Raw genomic sequence first — 19,693 nt, 5'->3', positions numbered from 1 at the left:
GGATTTGCTGGAAAGAATTCATAACACTCATGGAATCGAATTTTTGGATTAGGATATTTCATTTAAAGGTATTTGCCAAAAATGCAGGGAGAAGGTAAAGGGAGGAACAAACTAATGAAATATGTATGTGACGTTTGCGGATGGGAATATGATGAAGAGGAAGGTTATCCTGAAGGTGGTATTGCACCAGGAACAAAGTGGGAGGACGTTCCAGAAGATTTTGAATGCCCATTATGTAATGTTGGAAAAGATCAGTTTTCAGAAGTTGAATAAAATTCTGATTATTTAAATACGGATAGATAAACAAAAACCCTGGTGCGTGTGAGCAACAGGGTTTTTTATTGCGATAGTTTGTGATGATATCACAGAAAATGATTTACCTTTTGCTTATAATGTAACTACAAACAAAGTAAGGAGGTAGTCTAAATGAGATTAAAAGATAAAGTTGCAATCATTACGGGTGGAAGCCGTGGTATAGGATTTGCTACAGCTGATAAATTCTTGAAGGAAGGTGCTTCAGTTGTGTTGGCAGCAAGTTCACAGGAATCGGCAGATGTTGCTGTAGATAAATTAAAAGAAAAATATCCCAATGCAATAGTTGCTGGAATTAGTCCAAATCTGGCAAGCATGGAGTCTGTCAGAAAGGCTTTTAAAGAGGCAACTGAAAAATATGGATGTGTCGACATACTGGTAAATAATGCAGGGATTTCAGAAAACACCTCATTTATGGATTATACAGAGGAGACTTTTGATAAAGTCATGGATTTAAATGTAAAAGGAGTATTTAATACTACTCGTGTAGCAGCAGAATGTATGGTGGCAAGAGGCAAGGGGGTCATTCTCTCAACTTCTTCCATGGTGAGTATTTCGGGACAGCCAAGTGGGTTTGCTTATCCGGCATCGAAGTTTGCAGTAAACGGATTGACTGTATCATTAGCAAGAGAACTAGGACCTAAAGGTATTCGTGTTAATGCTGTTGCACCTGGGATTACAGAAACTGATATGATGAAGGCCGTGCCAAAGGAAGTTATCGAACCTATGATTGAAAGAATTCCATTGCATCGTCTTGGACAGCCAGAAGATATTGCCAATGCGTTTGTGTTTCTTGCTTCAGATGAGGCGAGTTACATTACAGGTGTTATATTAAGTGTAGATGGTATGGCAAGAAGTTAAGTTAATGAGGTATGGTGATGTAATCACGGAAAATAAATGAAATTAAGACTATAATAAATCTACAAAAAGAAAAAGATAAGGAGGACTGTAAAATGTCTGCTATTAATATCAATAAAAATAATTTTCAGAACGAAGTACTGAATTCCGATAAACCTGTCCTTTTGGATTTTTGGGCGCCTTGGTGTGCTCCTTGTCGTATGGTGGTTCCTATCATAGAGGAGATTGCAGGTGAACGCCCTGATATCAGAGTTGGTAAAATCAATGTGGATGAGCAGCCTGAACTGGCAAGTGAATTTAGTATTATGAGTATCCCAACTTTGGTGGTTATGAAGAATGGGAAGATCGTACAACAGGTTTCAGGTGCGAGACCTAAGAATGCAATTTTAGAAATGCTTTAAGGAGGAGGTGCACTAATGGGATTTTTTGATTTCCTTAAACAGGCGAATATTAATCAAGGGATAGAGGAATATAAAAGGACTGCTGGTGCAGTTCTGCTGGATGTACGTACTCCGCAGGAATATCAGGAAGGGCATATACCAGAAAGTAAAAATGTACCGTTACAACAACTTAACAATGTTGTTTCAGTAGTGAAGAATACAGAAATTCCACTGTTTGTATACTGTTATTCCGGAGCCCGAAGTCGTCAAGCAACAGGGTTGTTGCAACGAATGGGATATTCTAAAGTAAATAATATCGGTGGCATTGCTGCTTATTCAGGAAAGGTGGAAAAATAAGATGAAGGTAATAATCGTAGGAGGTGTAGCCGGAGGAGCTACAGCTGCTGCAAGAATACGAAGACTGGATGAACATGCAGAAATTACTGTGTTTGAAAGATCCGGATACATATCCTATGCGAATTGTGGGCTTCCATATTATATTGGAGACGTGATCACAGATCCGGAAGAACTTACACTACAGACACCTGAGAGCTTTTTTAAACGCTTCCGTATTAATATGAAAATTCATCATGAAGTTATCTCCATACATCCGGAACGTAAAACTGTTTCAGTGAAGAATTTAGAAAACGGTGAAATATTTGAAGAAAATTACGATAAGCTGATCCTTTCTCCAGGTGCAAAGCCAACACAGCCGAGACTTCCTGGAGTAGGTATTAATAAACTATTTACACTTCGTACTGTAGAAGATACTTTTCTGATAAAGGAATATATTAATAAGAATCATCCAAAATCTGCTGTGTTGGCTGGTGGCGGTTTTATTGGTTTAGAGCTGGCAGAAAATTTGAGGGAGCTTGGCATGGATGTTACGATTGTCCAACGACCTAAGCAGCTGATGAATCCATTTGACCCGGATATGGCATCCATGATCCATAATGAAATGAGAAAGTATGGAATAAAACTGGTACTAGGCTATACAGTAGAAGGATTTAAAGGAAAAGACAATGGAGTGGAGATCTTATTAAAAGATAATCCATCCCTTCAGGCTGATATGGTGGTGCTAGCAATCGGAGTCACACCAGACACAGCATTAGCAAAAGAAGCTGGTCTGGAACTTGGCATCAAGGAAAGTATTGTAGTGAATGACAGAATGGAAACCTCTGTACCGGATATTTATGCTGCAGGTGATGCAGTTCAGGTAAAACATTATGTTACGGGTAATGATGCGCTGATTTCTTTGGCAGGACCAGCCAATAAACAGGGCAGGATCATCGCGGATAACATTTGTGGTGGTGATAGTCGTTACCTGGGCAGTCAGGGAAGTTCTGTTATCAAAGTGTTTGATATGACAGCAGCCACTACAGGTATCAATGAAACCAATGCCAAAAAGTCAGGATTAGAGGTAGATACAGTAATTCTTTCTCCTATGAGTCATGCCGGTTACTATCCTGGTGGAAAAGTGATGACCATGAAGGTGGTTTTTGAAAAAGAGACCTATCGTTTGCTTGGCGCTCAGATTATTGGATATGAAGGAGTTGATAAACGTATTGATGTGCTGGCAACAGCAATTCATGCAGGGTTGAAGGCAACCCAGCTGAAGGATTTGGATCTCGCATATGCACCGCCTTATTCCTCTGCCAAGGATCCTGTAAATATGGCAGGATTCATGATAGACAATATAGCAAAAGGTACCTTAAAACAATGGCATCTGGAAGATATGGATAAGATTTCTAGAGATAAAAGTGTTGTGTTGCTGGATGTGAGAACTGTAGGTGAATTTAACAGGGGGCATATGGATGGATTCAAAAACATTCCTGTAGATGAACTAAGGGAACGTATCAATGAAATTGAGAAGGGAAAGCCTGTTTACCTGATATGCCAGAGTGGGCTGCGAAGTTATATTGCCAGTCGTATTCTGGAAGGAAATGGATATGAAACATACAACTTCTCCGGCGGATTCCGCTTCTATGATGCAGTTGTCAATGACCGTGCGCTGATTGAAAAGGCATATGCATGTGGTATGGATTATTAAAAATAATCATAATATTTTTATAATTTTCTCGTAATATAAAAAGATCCCCCATTTATTAGAATGACTTTCATAATTCTGATAAATGGAGGATTCTTCTTTATATGTTACAGAAAAACAATTTTATGACCTTTGGAGTATTTCCAGTCTTTTTGGATCAAGGATTGTGATTTTGCCGCGGGAGAGTTTGACGAGACCCTCGCCTTGAAAGTATCGAAGCATTCGAGTGATAACTTCCCTGTGGGAACCAAGATGATTAGCAATCGTCTCATGAGTGATTTTCAGCTCGTTTGTTCCTTCGATAGAGGTCTCTTCTAAAAGAAATGAAGCAACACGCTTATCCAAACTCTTCCACATGATTTGTTCAATCAGCCACATGACATCAGAAAAACGGGTGGCTATTAACTCATTGGTATAGTTTGCGACGGGAGCAGATTCCTTCATAATGCCCTTATAGATTTCAGCAGGGATGATCCAAAGATCCGTATCTTTTTCTGCTTCAATGGTTACTTCAAATTGAATGGAGCGTATGATACATGAGGCGGATAAAAGACACATATCCATATCGAACAGACGGTAAAGTGTAATCTCTCGTCCTTCATCTGAAAGCATGTAGGTTCGAAGCTGCCCGGATTTAACCAGTAATAATCCAGTACAATCCAGGTTTCCATTGTGAATGATTGTTCCTTTTTTTACATACTGTGTGATTAAATTGTCTGAAATTAGTTTTTTCTGTGCTGTATTTAAGTCATTCCATAGTGGAAAATAATTTTCGAAGTTCATAACCGTTATCTCCTTTACGAACATAGTATACTTGTTTTTTTTAGATGCGTCAATTATATAATTGACATATGCCATAAATAAAAATATACTGATTATAATATATGACGGTTGCAAATATGAGGGAGGGATAAATAATGCAGGGAGATGTCAGTTTTACATTTTTGGACCGAATTGAAATGAAAGAGAGGGTAACAGTGTGAAGAAAAAGAAGCATTGGTATGATTATTTATAGATATGGGCGATCATTTATTTTGCTCTCGGTTTTTTTAATATTTTGTTCGCTTGGTTTGGGATGATTGATTTCTTGGTGCCGTTAGGAATAGCAATATTCGGTGGAAATAAATTTTTCTGTAATCATTTGTGTGGACGTGGCCAGCTTTTTAGTAAGCTTGGTAGAGATTTAAAATGCTCAAGAAATAAACCAACCCCGAGATGGATGAGTTCAAAATGGTTCCGATATGGCTTTTTGATATTTTTCCTTACAATGTTTGGTAACATGGTATTTCAGACATATTTAGTTGGTGCCGGAGCATCTTCCTTGCGTGAAGCCATCAAACTATTCTGGACATTCCGTGTTCCATGGGGATGGACATACACTGCAGGAACAGTAGCTGATTGGGTGGCACAGTTTAGTTTTGGATTTTATAGTTTGATGCTTACATCGCTGCTGTTAGGGTTGATTGTAATGGTGTTATATAAGCCACGAACCTGGTGTACATTTTGTCCAATGGGAACAATGACGCAAGGTATCTGTAAATTAAAAAATAATGAAAATAAGTAATACTATTAGGTGATCTATAAAAGGCATATGTCAAAAAACATTATTGACATATGCCTTTTATAGGACTATTATATAAGAAAAGTGAGAAAGGAGCAGTTTATGCCGAGACCAGTAAAGTGCAGAAAAGTCTGTCATTTCCCCAATATTTTAGAATTCCTTCCGGCAGATAATACTGAGAAAAAAACACCTATTGTTCTGACGGTAGATGAGTATGAGACAATTCGTCTTTTGGACAAGAAAGGTTATAGTCAGGAGCAATGTGCAGCATCTATGCAAGTCGCAAGAACAACAGTTCAACGGATTTACGAGATTGCCAGGAAGAAAATAGCAGATGCACTTATTGATGGACATCCGCTTAGAATTGAGGGTGGGGATTTCATAATCTGTGACGGTCAGAGCAGCAACTGCAGCTTTGGAGGATGTTATAAACAGGAAATATACAAAAAATATGCAGAAGAAAAAGGAGAAGGTATCATGAGAATAGCAGTAACATATGAAAATGGACAGATTTTCCAGCACTTTGGACACACAGAGACATTTAAGATTTACGATGTAGAGGAAGGAAAAGTAGTACATTCAGAAGTAGTAGATACGAATGGAAGCGGACATGGTGCATTGGCGGGAGTTCTTAATGCATTGAATGCAGATGTACTGATCTGTGGCGGAATCGGAGGCGGTGCACAGACAGCATTAGCGGCAGCCGGTATTAAGCTTTTCGGAGGAGTTTCCGGAGATGCGGATGAAGCAGTAGAAGCCTTTATTAATGAAACACTGGATTACAATCCGGATGTGAAGTGTTCTCACCATGAGCACAGCCACGGGGAAGGACATACCTGTGGTGAGCACGGATGTGGAAGCCATAATTGTCATTAAGAAGAATAGTAAAAAATAATAATACGAAAGGATGTGCCAAGGTAATGGAGAAGTTACCGTAGCGCATCCTTTTTTGTTATTTTCATATTGATTATTTCTTACTTGCCGAAAGTAATGAATTGAACGTATAATACTCCCATCTTTTTGTAACTGTCAAAGACGGGAGTATACTTAATTTATTGAGATGTGTCAATTATATAACTGGCATATGCCGTAAATAGAAATAAAAAGAAGCGTAATAAAGTAAATTGTCTTTTCTGTGATATCATCACGGAAGCAAGATCTTTTATGGGGTATATTAAGTTCAAACAGGAGAAGGGGTTAAAAAATATGACATCAATAAATATAAATAAAGAAAAGTTTGGACAATTAATTCATAAGGAAAAACTGATTTTGGTTGATTTCTGGGCACCTTGGTGTGGTTATTGCCGTAGAATTGGAGCAGCTTATGAAAAAATAAGTGAAGAATACAGCGATATTCTTATTGCAGGAAAAGTAAATATTGATGAAGAACCACAGATTGCAGAAGCTGAAAAGATTGAGATAATTCCTACGCTAGTTTTATATCGAGATGGAAAGGCAATAGATTCTATTGTTGCACCCGAATCAAAAAAAATGATAGAAAACTTTATTAATGAAGCTTTGGAAAAATAAAATAGGAGGACTGTTGTATGAATGAAAATCATGTTTACGATATGATTATCGTGGGAGGAGGACCTGGTGGGTATACATCAGCATTATACGCAGCCAGAGCAGGACTTGAAACAATTGTTTTAGAAAAATTATCTGCAGGTGGCCAGATGTCACTGACATGGCAGATTGATAACTATCCTGGTTTTGAAAATGGAATTGACGGATTTTCATTGGCAGAGAAAATGCAAAAACAGGCGGAAAAATATGGTGCTAAAAGTGAATATGCAGAAGTTTTTAATATGGATTTAGCAGGAAAGCTTAAGAGAGTAGAAACTAGTTCGGGAATTTATATTGGGAAAACAGTAGTGATAGCTACAGGAGCAAATCCAAGAGAACTTGGTCTTGATAAAGAAAAAGAATTGATAGGTCATGGAGTTGCTTATTGTGCCGCCTGTGATGGTATGTTTTATAAAGATAAGATTGTGGTTGTTGTTGGTGGTGGAAATTCTGCTGTATCAGATGCTACTCTTTTAAGTCGAATTGCTAAGAAAGTTATCATTGTTCATCGAAGAGATACATTACGTGCAACAAAAATTTACAATGACCAGCTGATGAAAACTGAAAATATAGAGTTTCGATGGAATAGTACAGTAAAAGAACTGCTTTATGGAGAACGATTGACTGGTGTGCGGTTGAAAGATACAGTTACAGGAGAAGAAAACATTATAGAATGTGACGGCTTGTTTGTGAGCATAGGAAGAAAACCGACAATAGATTTTTTAGAGAATCAGATAGAACTGGATAATAAAGGATATATTGTGGCAGGTGAAAATACGGAAACGAGTATTCCAGGTGTTTATGCTGTAGGAGATGTCAGAACAAAGTTACTTCGTCAGATAGTAACAGCTGTTGCAGATGGTGCTATGGCAGTACATATGGCAGAAAAATATATAGGGGAAATGTAAAGTGAATTCCGTCTTTATGCATAGGAATTGTTTGGTTAAGTTAAATAATGAAACAGAAAATAGTCATTTTGATAGACCATATTTACTATAAATAGTCAGAATTTGAATACTGAACTTTTTATACTGAAATATGTACGATTTCAATAATGACATGAACTTAAGGGAACGTATTGCGGATACCTTGTGAACTTTATCCTGATACAATGATTATGCTGATGAAAGAAGGCATGTATTATTGTTTTCTATATTGATATTAGGACAGAATGTTGTCAGCTATAATGTGCAAAATGAATTACGTTTAGTTAAAAAAGGATTTCCGCTCAGATATTCTTTAAAAGAAAAATTACAATGCAAGTCAGTTATTGGAAGAGTATTCAAAACAAAAAGTAAGTGAAAGATAATATACTTTATCCCCATTCCAGACAGGTACGCAGAGCATGACACTCACAAAGCAGTGTCCATTCAGATAGTTGGAACCGTTGTGTGCGGCATGGTCAAACAGTTTTGAAACATTTTCAAATTTTGTGCCAAATTTAGATACCATCGTATCATCCACGCACAGAAATACAGGCTGTGTCTGCAATGAATCCGGTATCAGCTTCAAAACAATCCTGACAGTAGTATTCATAAATCTGGAATGATCAATCTTTGCATAGGAACATGCATAATAAAATACATTCAGTGATTTCTCCGTTATTCTGGATAAAAAATGCTGATATAGAAACCGGATGGAATGTGCGGATTCTAAGGCCAGTATGGATAATATCAGCAAAAATAAGGTATCTGCTGTCGGAACAGAAAAAGTTGTAAAGTGGTGTAAATTATAATAATCAGAGTCACTTCCTATAATATAAGAAATGACTCTGACTTCATTTGTCATGAGTTTCTAATAAAAATATTTATTGTGAAAAATGTTAGAACCCGTCAGTTGGAAGTATTTCTCTCTAAATTTTTGCGGCGCTTAAATTCTAATGGCGAAGCGTTGAACTGCTTCTTAAATGCCGAAGAAAACTTGCTTTGATTCAAATAACCAACTTGTTCTGCAATTTCCGATACAGATAAGTTTGTAGTAGTGAGTAATTCAGCAGCTCGTTGCATACGAACTTCACGTAAATAAATTGATATATTTTGACCATAAACTCCGCGAAAGTAGTTCTTCAGGCTGGTTTCACTGACGGAAAACTGTGCAGCCAGTTCCCACGCAGGATGGTGTTGGCGCAGATCAGAAGTGATGATTTTTTCCACACGTTTTGCAATGTCTACCTGTGTTTCTGTGAAGAATGTGCAGGCTTGGGAAGGTGGTATTTCTTTCAGATTTTGAAGCAGTGAAAACAGGGCAAGGGTATAGATTTTCATTTGTGGGATTGCCAGCGGAACAGAAATATCCAGTAATGACCACAGCTTTTTTAAGACTTCTTCTATCTCAGTCGTAACCGACGCAATATAAGTACCCCCATCCGGGCAGTAAAAATCTCTGAGTCTGTGGAAATCAATATCAAATTCAGCCTCTACCCAGGAACTTTGAGCATTTACGGTATCCATATCCACAAAAAACTCAATTCCTTCATAGATTCGGCGGGGATAAACGTATTGCTGTCTGGCGAATCGTTCGGTTAAGGATATCTCCCCATCTTTCACATACACAAAGTTCCCGTTATTCAGAATGAGTTCGCATCGTCCTGTTACACAGTAATTTAAGAGCAATGGTCCTGTTTCCATGGAGCCATTATCGTGAAAGTCTGGGGCTGTCCAGACAGGAGAGTTCACAAAAATATAAGCCAATGTAACTCCTGGGAACAGAGGGAAAAAAGTCATGGAACCTTTCCCGTCTCTCTCCTTTAGAATGAGTTCTGCGCTAAATTCGCCCCGTTTTATAGATATACCTGGAATTATTGTTATGATCAAATCCATTGACCCGGATGCCCGGATTGGCTATAAAACGGTCAATTCTTCTTTTTACGGATACAAAACTCATTTGGCCATGACAGATGAACGGATTATCACAGCAGCAACAATCACATCCGGCGAAGCATTTGATGGTCAGGAACTTCCAGTACTGGTTCAAAAAAGTAAAGCAGCAGGTGCAACCGTTAATGAAGTAATAGCAGATACCGCATATTCCACACTGGAAAATTTAAAAGATGCACAAAGCAATGACTATAAATTAATTTCAAAGCTTAACCCGAGCATCATAAAAGGGACTCGTTCAGAGGACGGCTTTATCTTTAATAAAGATGCGGATACCATGCAGTGCCCAGCGGGGCATTTGGCTATAAAATATCGAATTGACAAACGTAGTAATCAGAAAAAGAATACACGTATCAAATATTTTTTCGATATTAATAAATGCCATGTCTGTCCTTATCGTAATGGCTGCTATAAAGAAAATGCAAAAACCAAAACGTATAGTATCACTATTAAATCGGATTATCATAAAAATCAAGAAGCGTTTCAAAAAACACAATATTTCAAGGAACGTTTCAAAACCCGCTATATGATAGAGGCAAAAAATAGTGAATTAAAAAATATACACGGATATAGTCGTTGTGATGCTGCTGGACTATCAAACATGCAACTTCAAGGAGCAGTATCAATATTTGCAGTCAATTTAAAACGAATTTTAAAACTAAAGGGAGAAGTCTGCCCAAATGAGGAAGAATAGGAAAATTCATCTCTCAAAAGGGTAGATTTTGCATCCCTCAAAACACTATTTTAGCAATATTTTATTATCAAGGAACATTTTTGCACATATTTGACGCCCTGTGATACTAAACTTACCACTTTTTCAGTGGCGTCCCTAAAGGCAGTGGGAGGAGCTTATGACAAACGAAAAAATTTATTTATGAATGTTCCGAGAAGTGGAAGCAGTCATTATACATTTAAAAAGTCTGGATGTATGCCTATTACAATACCAAAACATGAGCCGATAAAGAAAGTATATGTAGAAATGGTAAGGGAAATAGTAGAAAGTGCAATTTCAAATGCCCTGGATGAAAAAAAAGCATGGCTTGAAGCTGCATTAGAAGAAGGGGTAGAAATCCATGAACCGAGGGAATCAGTATTGCGTATATCTTCTTTCGAGGAATGATGCGGTATTCTCAAAATAGCAATTATATGTAAGCAGCAAAGCATGTTATTGAGAGCGGAATGCACAGTAACATGGAAAGAGCCGATGAAAAAATAAGCAGTTGACAAAGAACAGGTACATTGTTATAATTGCCTACATGAACAAAGGCGTTCTTTCTATAGAAAAGTAACTGTAGAAGGTGCGCCATTTTTTATATCATTATATCAAAAGAATCTATAAAATTTCCAGACAGGACAAAACTGTATCGAAGAATTATTAAGAATGCAAAAACAGCAGAAATTATGCTGACAAGGAGTGAGTGAAAATGGGGAATTATACCAGAGAAGAAATATTACAGATGGCTGAGGAGGAAGACGTGGAATTTATCCGTCTCCAGTTCACAGATATGTTCGGAACGCTGAAAAACATCGCCATAACTGCCCGGGAACTTCCCCGTGCACTGGATAACCGATGTATCGTAGATGGTTCCTTTATAGCAGGAATCGCAGGAGAGTCTGAACCGGATATGTATTTAAGACCGGATCTTGACACTTTTGCAATCCTTCCGTGGAGACCACAGCAGGGAAAAGTTGCCAGACTGTTATGCGACATCTATTGTCCGGACGGAACCCCTCATGAGAGAAGTCCGAGATATATCCTGAAGAAAACTGCCCGGGAGGCAAAGAAGGAGGGATATACCTGTCTGGTAGATCCGGAATGTGAATTTTTCCTTTTTCATACAGATGATAACGGAGTTCCGACCACTGTAACACATGAGAAGGCAGGATATCTGGATGTCAGTCCTGTGGATCTAGGTGAAAACGCAAGACGTGATATTGTATTAAATCTGGAAGACATGGGAATTGAGGTGGAATCCTCCCACCATGAAACTGCACCTGCCCAGCATGAAGTAGATTTTAAATACGGTGAAGTGCGTACTATTGCAGATAGGGTTATGTCATTCAAAATGACAGTCCGTACTATTGCCAAGCGTCATGGCCTTCATGCGACTTTTATGCCGAAACCGCGGGCAGAAGTAAACGGCTCTGGAATGCACATTCATTTCTTCTTATTTAAAGATGGAAGAAATGTATTCGTCAATCCGGGAAATCCCCAGGAATTAAGTGAAGAAGCTTATTACTTTGTAGGTGGTCTTCTGGCTCACAGCAAAGAGATGGCACTGATCACCAATCCTATTGTAAATTCCTATAAACGTCTGGTTCCCGGATATGAAGCACCGACAGAACTGACATGGACAAAGAATAACCAGAATTCCCTGGTAAGAATTCCGGGATCCAGAGGTATGGAAACAAGGATCGAGCTGAGAAGTCCGGATGCAGCAGCAAATCCGTATCTGGTATTTGCAGTATGTCTGGCAGCAGGACTGGATGGAATCCATAAGAAGATTTATCCGACCAAGTCCTCCAGCAGAGAGCTATCTGAAACAGACCAGAAAACAATGAAGATTGAGAATCTTCCGGGAAATTTAAACGAAGCAATTGATTACTTTGAACAGAGTGACTGGATCAAAGAAGTACTTGGAACAGAATTTTGTAAAGAATACGCAGCAGCCAAGAAAAAAGAATGGCTGCGTTATACAAGAGAAATTTCAGCTTGGGAAATCGAGGAATACTTATACAGAATTTAACCGAATCAAGTAAGTCCCCTGTGGAGATTGCGAATATCCGCTTGATCAAAATCAAGCAAGTCCCCTGCGGAGGTTGCGAAAAGCAATAAGCAGTGGGTGGGGACTCAGGCTGTAACAGAAAGAGGAGAGGCAGAGTTATGAGCAGCAGCATTGTGATTGCGTTACCGAAAATCGAAGACGCAAAGAAAATACGCACAATACTTAACAGACATGGGCTCACAGTAGCCTCTGTCTGCAGCTCTGTCTCTAATGCGCTGGCCAGTATCTCAGAGCTTGACAGTGGTGTCCTGATATGTGGGTATAAGTTGACAGATGCCTATTATAAAGACGCTCTCGATGACCTGCCACAGTATTTTGAAATGCTGCTTCTGGCTTCTCAGCGTATTATAGATGAAGCACCGAATTCTGTCAGCACTGTACAGATGCCGATGAAAGCAAGCGTACTGATAGATACGGTCAATGACATGCTCTATCACCTGGAACGCCGGATAAAAAAAGAAAAGAAGAAACCAAAGCCCAGATCAAAAAAAGAACAGAATTATATCTCGAATGCCAAACGCCTTCTGATGGAAAAAAACCAGATGACAGAAGAGGAAGCATATCGACACATCCAGAAATGCAGCATGGATTCAGGAACCAACATGGTAGAAACCGCACAGATGTTGCTTATGCTGATGTATGATGAAATCTGATTTTTCAAACACGTTCTAAATAAAATATCCGAAAATAATAAGGAAAATTTTGTAAAAAATGACGATATTATTTTGACAGAATATGTGGTAATATAAAAAATATATTTTTGTTCATATTAAGTTAGAGGCAAAATACATTTTGGCCCTGACATCATATTATATATAGAAAGAATACAAACAAACATAAAATAGATAATAACGGGAAGAATGATTACAAAGGCGTAATCAGAGAGTCCAGGGAACAAGTGTCTCCGGATTTTCTGATTACGCCTTTTTGATATTCCGGGGTTCGAGGTCAGAAAGTCGTTCATGCCTGCACGAAAAGACTTTTGAACATGAAACTCATAGAGATATCATAAAGGTTTTCAGAAATGAAGAAATGGAGGATGAGGAAATGGAATTTATGGATGAAACATGGAAAAAAGAAATCAATACCTGGGAGGAACTCGTAGGTAATAATCTCCTGAACCAGGAAGCCGTAATCGAAGGCGCTGTTCACAGCATCCGTAATATGGGTGATGTGGCATTTATCATTCTTAGAAGAAGGGAAGGTTTATTCCAGACAGTCTATGAAAATGAAATGGCAAATGTTTCCATTCATGAATTGAAGGAAGCAATGACGATCAGGGTGAAGGGAATCCTGCATGAAGAAGAGAGAGCACCCCACGGAAGAGAACTTCGTATCCGTCATATTGATATCTTATCAACACCTGCAGAGCCCCTTCCAATGGCAATCGACAAATGGAAATTGAACACTTCTCTGGAAGCAAAATTAAACTACAGACCGATTTCCCTGAGAAACATTCAGGAGCGTTCCAAATTTAAAATCCAGGAAGCATTGACAAAAGCATTCCGTGATTATCTCTACGGACAGGGATTCACAGAAATCCATACTCCGAAGATCGGAGCCAGAGGAGCAGAGGGTGGAGCAAACCTTTTCAAATTCAGCTACTTCCACAAACCTGCAGTACTTGCGCAGAGCCCACAGTTTTATAAACAGATGATGGTTGGCGTATTTGACAGAGTATTTGAGACAGGTCCTGTATTCCGTGCTGAGAAACATAACACCAAACGTCACTTAAACGAATATACCAGTCTGGACTTCGAGATGGGATATATTGACAGCTTCGAAGAAATCATGGCAATGGAAACAGGATTCCTGCAGTATGCCATGAACCTTCTGAAAACAGAATATGCAAAAGAAGTACAGATTCTGAAACTTGAAATCCCGGACGTGTCCAAAATCCCGGCAGTCCGTTTCGATGTAGCCAAAGAACTGGTATCTCAGAAATACAATCGTAAGATCAGAAACCCATTTGACCTGGAACCGGAAGAAGAAGCATTGATCGGACAGTATTTCAAAGAAGAATATGGCTCAGATTTCGTATTTGTCACACATTATCCGTCAAAGAAACGTCCATTCTATGCAATGGATGATCCGGAAGATGCAAGATTTACCTTAAGCTTTGACCTGTTATTCAAAGGCCTTGAGATCACAACAGGCGGACAGCGCATCCATGATTACAACATGTTGGTACAGAAGATTGAAGACAGAGGTATGACACAGGAAGGTATGGAACAGTATCTGGATACCTTCAAACATGGTATGCCGCCTCACGGTGGACTGGGAATCGGTCTGGAACGTCTGACCATGCAGCTTATCGGCGAAGAGAATGTTCGTGAAACCTGCCTCTTCCCGCGAGATATGAACCGTCTGGAGCCGTAAATAAGTCAGAAATTTGGAAAGCTGTCTATATATTGACCGGAAGCGGCAGATTGATTCCGGGAAGAAAGAAATAAAAGCAATATAGAATGCTATAGACAGCATATATAAGGAGAAAATCATGGCAAAGATTATAGATGATGAAACAATGGAAAATGTCTGCATCCTGGCCAAGCTTTCCCTCTCAGAAGAAGAAAAGGAAAAAGCAAAGGCCCAAATGCAGAAAATGCTTGATTATGTAGAGAAACTGGATGAACTGGATACATCGGAAGTAGAGCCTATGTCCCATATTTTCCAGGACGAAAACGTATTTCGTGAGGATGTTGTCACAAACGGAGACAACAAAGAAGCAATGCTGGCAAATGCACCAAAAGCAAAAGAAGGACAGTATCAGGTTCCGAAGACCATAGGATAGGAGACAGGACAATGGAGTTGGAAAAATTAACAGCCCTGCAGCTTGGGGAAAAAATAAAACAGCGTCAGGTCAGCGTCCTGGATGGAGTAAAAACTGTTTTTGAACAGATTGAGAAACAGGATTCAGAAGTACACGCTTATCTTGACACATATAAAGAAGAAGCATATAAACGTGCAGAAGAAGTACAAAAAGGCATTGAGGACGGTACTTATACCAGTCCTCTTGCAGGTGTACCGATTGCGATTAAAGATAATATCTGTATTAACGGAAAGAAAACCACCTGTGCATCAAAGATTCTCGAGAATTTTGTGCCTCAGTATAATGCAGAAGTTATTGACCGTCTGGAAAGAGCCGGACTGGTCATTATCGGAAAAACAAACATGGATGAATTTGCCATGGGAAGTACAACAGAGACCTCCGCTTACGGCATCACCAGAAACCCATGGAATCTGGAACACGTACCGGGCGGATCTTCCGGTGGATCCTGTGCAGCAGTGGCAGCAGGAGAAACTTACCTGGCACTCGGCTCTGATACTGGTGGTTCTATCCGGCAGCCAAGTTCTTACTGTGGCGTGACCGGAATCAAGCCAACATATGGAACGGTATCCCGTTACGGTTTGGTAGCTTACGCATCCTCTCTGGATCAGATCGGTCCGGTTGGCAAAGATGTAGCTGACTGCGCAGCCCTTCTGGAAATTATTGCAGGACATGATGAAAAAGACAGCACATCCATGAAAAGAGAAGACCTGCAGTTCTCCAAAGAACTGACAGGAGATGTCAAAGGTATGAAATTTGGTGTTCCGGAAGAATATCTTGCAGAAGGACTTGATCCGGAAGTAAAAGCATCCTTTATGGGCGTACTTGATACTCTTAAAGAGATGGGCGCAGAAGTAGAATTCTTTTCCATCAAGACTATGGAATACATGATTCCTGCCTATTATATTATCGCCAGTGCAGAGGCAAGTTCCAACCTGGAACGTTTCGATGGCGTAAAGTATGGTTATCGTGCCGCAGAATATGACGGTCTCCACGATATGTACAAAAAGACAAGAACAGAAGCTTTCGGAGAGGAAGTAAAACGTCGTATCATGCTTGGTTCTTTCGTGTTAAGCTCCGGTTATTATGATGCATATTATCTGAAAGCGCTCCGTACTAAAGCACTGATCAAAAAAGAATTTAACGAGGCATTCAGTAAATATGATGTACTTCTTGCACCTGCATCTCCATTTACGGCACCGAAAATCGGAGAGAGCTTAAAAGACCCTCTTACCATGTACCTTGGAGATATTTACACAGTAGCAGTTAACCTCTGCGGCCTTCCGGGAGTCACAGTCCCATGTGGAAAAGACAGCAAAGGTCTTCCAATCGGTATCCAGATGATCGGAGACTGCTTCATGGAGAAGAAAATTCTGCGTGCAGCACACGCTTATGAAACCAGCCGCGGCTCCTTTGCCGTACCAGGAGAAGGAGGCATCAGATAATGAAACAGTACGAAACAGTCATTGGACTTGAGGTCCATGTAGAACTCGCCACAAAAACGAAAATTTTCTGCGGATGCTCCACAGAGTTCGGAGGAGCACCGAATACACATACATGCCCGGTCTGCACAGGTATGCCGGGTTCCCTTCCTGTACTGAATAAGAAAGTAGTAGAATTTGCCCTGAAAGCAGGGCTTGCAGCTAATTGCCAGATTAATCAGTACTGCAAATTTGACCGTAAAAACTATTTCTACCCGGATAACCCGCAGAACTATCAGATCTCTCAGCTGTACCTGCCAATCTGCCATGATGGCTGGGTAGAGATTGAAACCTCTGCAGGGAAAAAGAAAATCCGCATTCATGAAATGCATATGGAAGAGGATGCAGGTAAACTGATCCATGATGAATGGGAAGACTGCTCTCTGGTAGACTATAACCGAAGCGGTGTACCGCTGATTGAGATCGTATCTGAGCCGGATATGAGAAGCTCAGAGGAAGTAATCGCCTATCTTGAAAAACTCCGCTGTATGATGCAATATCTGGGTGTATCAGACTGTAAGCTTCAGGAAGGTTCCATGCGTGCAGACGTTAACCTTTCTGTCCGTGAAGTAGGAGCAGAAGAATTCGGAACCAGAACAGAGATGAAGAATCTGAACTCTTTCAAAGCCATTGCCAGAGCAATCGAAGGCGAAAGAGAACGTCAGATTGAACTAATCGAAGAAGGCAAGACAGTTACACAGGAAACACGCCGCTGGGATGACAACAAAGAATATTCTTATGCGATGCGTTCCAAAGAGGATGCCAAGGATTACAGATATTTTCCTGATCCTGATCTTCCGCCGATTCATATTTCTGATGCATGGATCGAAAAAATCAAGGCAGAGCAGCCGGAGCTTCGCGAAGCAAAACAGGCCCGCTATCAGGAAGAATACGGACTTCCGGCTTATGACGCAGGAATCCTTACAGAATCCCGTCATCTGGCAGGACTTTTCGAAGAAACAGCAGCTATTTACGGAAATGCCAAGAAAACAGCAAACTGGTTTATGGGAGAAGTACTTCGTCTGACCAAGGACAAAGCAATGGACCCGGAGCAGGTATCTTTCTCACCGAAACATCTTGCAGATCTTCTGGTAATGGTAGAAAAATCCGAAGTCAGCCCACAGAATGCCAAGAAAGTTTTTGAGAAAGTCTTTGCGGAAGACATTGATCCTGTAGCCTACATTGAGGAACATGGTCTGAAGATTGTAGAAGACACAGGACTTCTGGAAGAAACCATCAACAGGATCCTGGATGCTAACCCAGGACCACTTTCAGAACTTCTGGGAGGTAAAGATAAAGTCATGGGCTTCTTTGTAGGCCAGATCATGAAAGAGATGAAAGGCAAGGCAAATCCTGCAAGTGCGCGCGAGACACTTATGAAAGAAGTAGAGAAGCGTAAATAAAATAAATCACCCCGGACATTATGCCCGGAGTAAAAAATGTTACTGTTCACTCTGTTCACAGCAACACGCTTCGCGATGCACAGAATTTATGCTAATCGCATAAATTCGCGCAGTATGTCTCGGGTTTTCTGTGACCTTCGCTCACAAAAAACACCTCGCGGGATATTACCAGTGAACAGTAATGTTAATATTAAAAATTATTCTCAGAAAACACTTTGAGACTTTACATTATTAAATAATTAAGTATAATAAAACTCGAATAAAATATATTTGCAGAACAGACACAAATAGAAATGGAAAGGCAAAGCAGCAGCCTGCTGTAGACAGGTATATAAAAACTGCAAAACATGCCAGGGAGGAAATCAAACATGGTAACAGTAAACCACAACTATCTGAAATTACCGGGAAGCTATCTGTTTTCCACAATTGCAAAAAAAGTAAAAGCATATAAAGAAGCCAACCCACAGGCAAACGTGATCTCACTTGGAATTGGTGATGTAACCCAGCCTCTGGCTCCGGCAATCATTGAGGCACTTCATAAATCTGTAGATGAAATGGGTGATGCAGCTACTTTCCATGGTTATGCACCGGATCTTGGTTATGAATTCTTAAGATCTGCCATTGCAAAGAATGACTACAAAGACAGAGGATGCGACATTGAAGCAGACGAAATCTTTGTCTCTGACGGTGCAAAGAGCGATTCCGGAAATATCCAGGAAATTTTCGGACTGGATAACAAGATTGCAGTGTGCGACCCTGTATATCCTGTATATGTAGATACAAACGTAATGGCAGGCCGTACAGGCGAATACAACAAAGAACGTGGCAACTTTGATAACGTAATCTATATGCCATGTACAGAAGCCAACGGCTTCCTTCCGGAATTCCCGGAAGAAGTACCGGATCTTATCTACCTTTGCTTCCCGAACAACCCGACCGGTGGTGCAATCACCAAACCCCAGCTTCAGGAATGGGTAGATTATGCAAATAAAAATGGCTCCGTCATTATCTATGATGCAGCATATGAAGCATACATTTCCGAAGAAAATGTACCGCACAGCATCTATGAGTGTGAAGGAGCAAGAACCTGTGCCATTGAGCTGCGTAGCTTCTCCAAAAATGCAGGTTTCACAGGTGTCCGCCTCGGCTTTACAGTTGTACCAAAGGATCTGGTTCGTGACGGCGTAGATCTCCACAGTCTCTGGGCAAGACGTCATGGCACAAAATTCAACGGTGCTCCATACATCGTGCAGCGTGCAGGAGAGGCTGTATACTCTCCTGAAGGAAAAGCACAGCTGAAAGAACAGGTAGGTTACTACATGAGTAACGCCAAAGCTATCTACGAAGGTCTGGCATCAGCAGGCTATTCCGTATCCGGTGGCGTAAATGCTCCGTATATCTGGCTGAAAACACCGGATAAGATGACTTCCTGGGAGTTCTTTGACTATCTTCTTGAAAAAGCCAACATTGTAGGAACTCCAGGCTCAGGATTTGGTGCTCATGGTGAGGGATTCTTCCGTCTCACTGCGTTTGGAACACATGAGAATACACTGGAAGCAATTGAACGAATTAAGAATCTGTAAGCAGCTTCCTGAT

19 protein-coding genes and 4 pseudogenes are annotated in these 19,693 nt (G+C 40.2%); 20 read left to right on the top strand and 3 right to left on the bottom strand.

Annotated elements, in window-relative coordinates:
* From I4V44_RS18145 to I4V44_RS05160, 6 genes and pseudogenes are all read left to right on the top strand, one after another.
* A pseudogene (locus I4V44_RS18145) lies at positions 1-115 on the top strand (Fur family transcriptional regulator); the annotation flags it as partial.
* Entirely contained in the window at positions 115-273 is a 159-nt protein-coding gene (locus I4V44_RS05180) for a rubredoxin (protein ID WP_005339874.1), read from the top strand. The pseudogene I4V44_RS18145 and the gene I4V44_RS05180, both read left to right, overlap by 1 nt.
* 153 nt (positions 274-426) lie before the next feature.
* Entirely contained in the window at positions 427-1,173 is a 747-nt protein-coding gene (locus I4V44_RS05175) for an SDR family NAD(P)-dependent oxidoreductase (protein ID WP_118585708.1), read from the top strand.
* Between the two features lie 92 nt (positions 1,174-1,265).
* Positions 1,266-1,571 (top strand): thioredoxin, encoded by a 306-nt coding sequence (gene trxA / locus I4V44_RS05170; RefSeq protein ID WP_118585706.1) that lies wholly within the window; start codon positions 1,266-1,268, stop codon positions 1,569-1,571.
* Between the two features lie 15 nt (positions 1,572-1,586).
* Complete coding sequence (locus I4V44_RS05165; RefSeq protein WP_117854273.1) at positions 1,587-1,907, top strand: rhodanese-like domain-containing protein; 321 nt, start codon at positions 1,587-1,589, stop codon at positions 1,905-1,907.
* Position 1,908: 1 nt separating this feature from the next.
* Positions 1,909-3,600, top strand: a complete 1,692-nt coding sequence (locus I4V44_RS05160; protein WP_196002438.1) for an FAD-dependent oxidoreductase — start codon at positions 1,909-1,911, stop codon at positions 3,598-3,600.
* Positions 3,601-3,720: 120 nt separating this feature from the next.
* On the opposite strand, the gene I4V44_RS05155 is transcribed toward I4V44_RS05160, so the two are convergent.
* On the bottom strand, positions 3,721-4,404 hold the full coding sequence (locus I4V44_RS05155; RefSeq protein ID WP_196002437.1) for a Crp/Fnr family transcriptional regulator: 684 nt from the start codon (positions 4,402-4,404) through the stop codon (positions 3,721-3,723).
* Between the two features lie 208 nt (positions 4,405-4,612).
* Here I4V44_RS05155 and I4V44_RS05150 point away from each other — a divergent pair, with 208 nt between their 5' ends.
* From I4V44_RS05150 to trxB, 4 genes are all read left to right on the top strand, one after another.
* Positions 4,613-5,161, top strand: coding sequence for a 4Fe-4S binding protein (locus I4V44_RS05150; RefSeq protein ID WP_271724879.1), 549 nt, complete (start codon positions 4,613-4,615; stop codon positions 5,159-5,161).
* A gap of 99 nt (positions 5,162-5,260) precedes the next feature.
* Positions 5,261-6,034 (top strand): NifB/NifX family molybdenum-iron cluster-binding protein, encoded by a 774-nt coding sequence (locus I4V44_RS05145; protein WP_196002436.1) that lies wholly within the window; start codon positions 5,261-5,263, stop codon positions 6,032-6,034.
* Between the two features lie 288 nt (positions 6,035-6,322).
* Positions 6,323-6,688: a thioredoxin family protein gene (locus I4V44_RS05140; protein ID WP_243280212.1), complete on the top strand. Its 366-nt coding sequence runs from the start codon at positions 6,323-6,325 to the stop codon at positions 6,686-6,688.
* 17 nt (positions 6,689-6,705) lie between these two features.
* Positions 6,706-7,632 carry a thioredoxin-disulfide reductase gene (trxB, locus tag I4V44_RS05135; RefSeq protein ID WP_118585694.1) on the top strand — a complete coding sequence of 309 codons (927 nt, stop codon included), beginning with the start codon at positions 6,706-6,708 and terminating at the stop codon, positions 7,630-7,632.
* Between the two features lie 355 nt (positions 7,633-7,987).
* On the opposite strand, the gene I4V44_RS18485 is transcribed toward trxB, so the two are convergent.
* Complete coding sequence (locus I4V44_RS18485) at positions 7,988-8,404, bottom strand: hypothetical protein (RefSeq protein ID WP_330610590.1); 417 nt, start codon at positions 8,402-8,404, stop codon at positions 7,988-7,990.
* Positions 8,405-8,556: 152 nt separating this feature from the next.
* Entirely contained in the window at positions 8,557-9,414 is an 858-nt protein-coding gene (locus tag I4V44_RS05125; protein ID WP_330610589.1) for an AraC family transcriptional regulator, read from the bottom strand.
* A gap of 111 nt (positions 9,415-9,525) precedes the next feature.
* On the opposite strand from I4V44_RS05125, the pseudogene I4V44_RS05120 reads away from it, so the two are divergent.
* From I4V44_RS05120 to I4V44_RS05070, 10 genes and pseudogenes are all read left to right on the top strand, one after another.
* A pseudogene (locus I4V44_RS05120) lies at positions 9,526-10,294 on the top strand (IS1182-like element ISRmsp2 family transposase); the annotation flags it as partial.
* Positions 10,295-10,474: 180 nt separating this feature from the next.
* Positions 10,475-10,615, top strand: a pseudogene (locus tag I4V44_RS18135) (toxin HicA); the annotation flags it as partial.
* Positions 10,589-10,739: pseudogene (locus I4V44_RS18130) on the top strand (toxin-antitoxin system HicB family antitoxin); the annotation flags it as partial. The pseudogenes I4V44_RS18135 and I4V44_RS18130, both read left to right, overlap by 27 nt.
* Before the next feature lie 285 nt (positions 10,740-11,024).
* The gene (locus tag I4V44_RS05100) at positions 11,025-12,347 is read left to right on the top strand and encodes a glutamine synthetase family protein (protein ID WP_117674674.1); all 1,323 of its coding nucleotides are present in this window, start codon (positions 11,025-11,027) and stop codon (positions 12,345-12,347) included.
* Positions 12,348-12,484: 137 nt separating this feature from the next.
* On the top strand, positions 12,485-13,039 hold the full coding sequence (locus I4V44_RS05095) for an ANTAR domain-containing response regulator (RefSeq protein ID WP_118585689.1): 555 nt from the start codon (positions 12,485-12,487) through the stop codon (positions 13,037-13,039).
* A 394-nt stretch (positions 13,040-13,433) separates the two neighbouring features.
* The gene (gene aspS / locus I4V44_RS05090) at positions 13,434-14,765 is read left to right on the top strand and encodes an aspartate--tRNA(Asn) ligase (RefSeq protein ID WP_243280211.1); all 1,332 of its coding nucleotides are present in this window, start codon (positions 13,434-13,436) and stop codon (positions 14,763-14,765) included.
* 118 nt (positions 14,766-14,883) lie between these two features.
* On the top strand, positions 14,884-15,177 hold the full coding sequence (gene gatC, locus I4V44_RS05085) for an Asp-tRNA(Asn)/Glu-tRNA(Gln) amidotransferase subunit GatC (protein WP_019161228.1): 294 nt from the start codon (positions 14,884-14,886) through the stop codon (positions 15,175-15,177).
* Positions 15,178-15,188: 11 nt separating this feature from the next.
* Positions 15,189-16,658, top strand: a complete 1,470-nt coding sequence (gene gatA / locus I4V44_RS05080) for an Asp-tRNA(Asn)/Glu-tRNA(Gln) amidotransferase subunit GatA (protein ID WP_196002434.1) — start codon at positions 15,189-15,191, stop codon at positions 16,656-16,658.
* The gene (gene gatB / locus I4V44_RS05075; protein ID WP_271724878.1) at positions 16,655-18,097 is read left to right on the top strand and encodes an Asp-tRNA(Asn)/Glu-tRNA(Gln) amidotransferase subunit GatB; all 1,443 of its coding nucleotides are present in this window, start codon (positions 16,655-16,657) and stop codon (positions 18,095-18,097) included. The genes gatA and gatB overlap by 4 nt, the downstream gene beginning before the upstream one ends.
* 368 nt (positions 18,098-18,465) lie before the next feature.
* Entirely contained in the window at positions 18,466-19,680 is a 1,215-nt protein-coding gene (locus I4V44_RS05070) for an LL-diaminopimelate aminotransferase (protein ID WP_118247440.1), read from the top strand.
* Positions 19,681-19,693 lie beyond the last annotated feature (13 nt).

Source organism: Blautia sp. 1001283B150304_161114_C9, from assembly GCF_015668165.1.
In the GTDB taxonomy this organism is placed as follows: domain Bacteria; phylum Bacillota; class Clostridia; order Lachnospirales; family Lachnospiraceae; genus Blautia_A; species Blautia_A wexlerae.
Note: the sequence above shows the minus strand (reverse complement) of the source record. Positions and strands in the feature narration are given on the sequence as shown.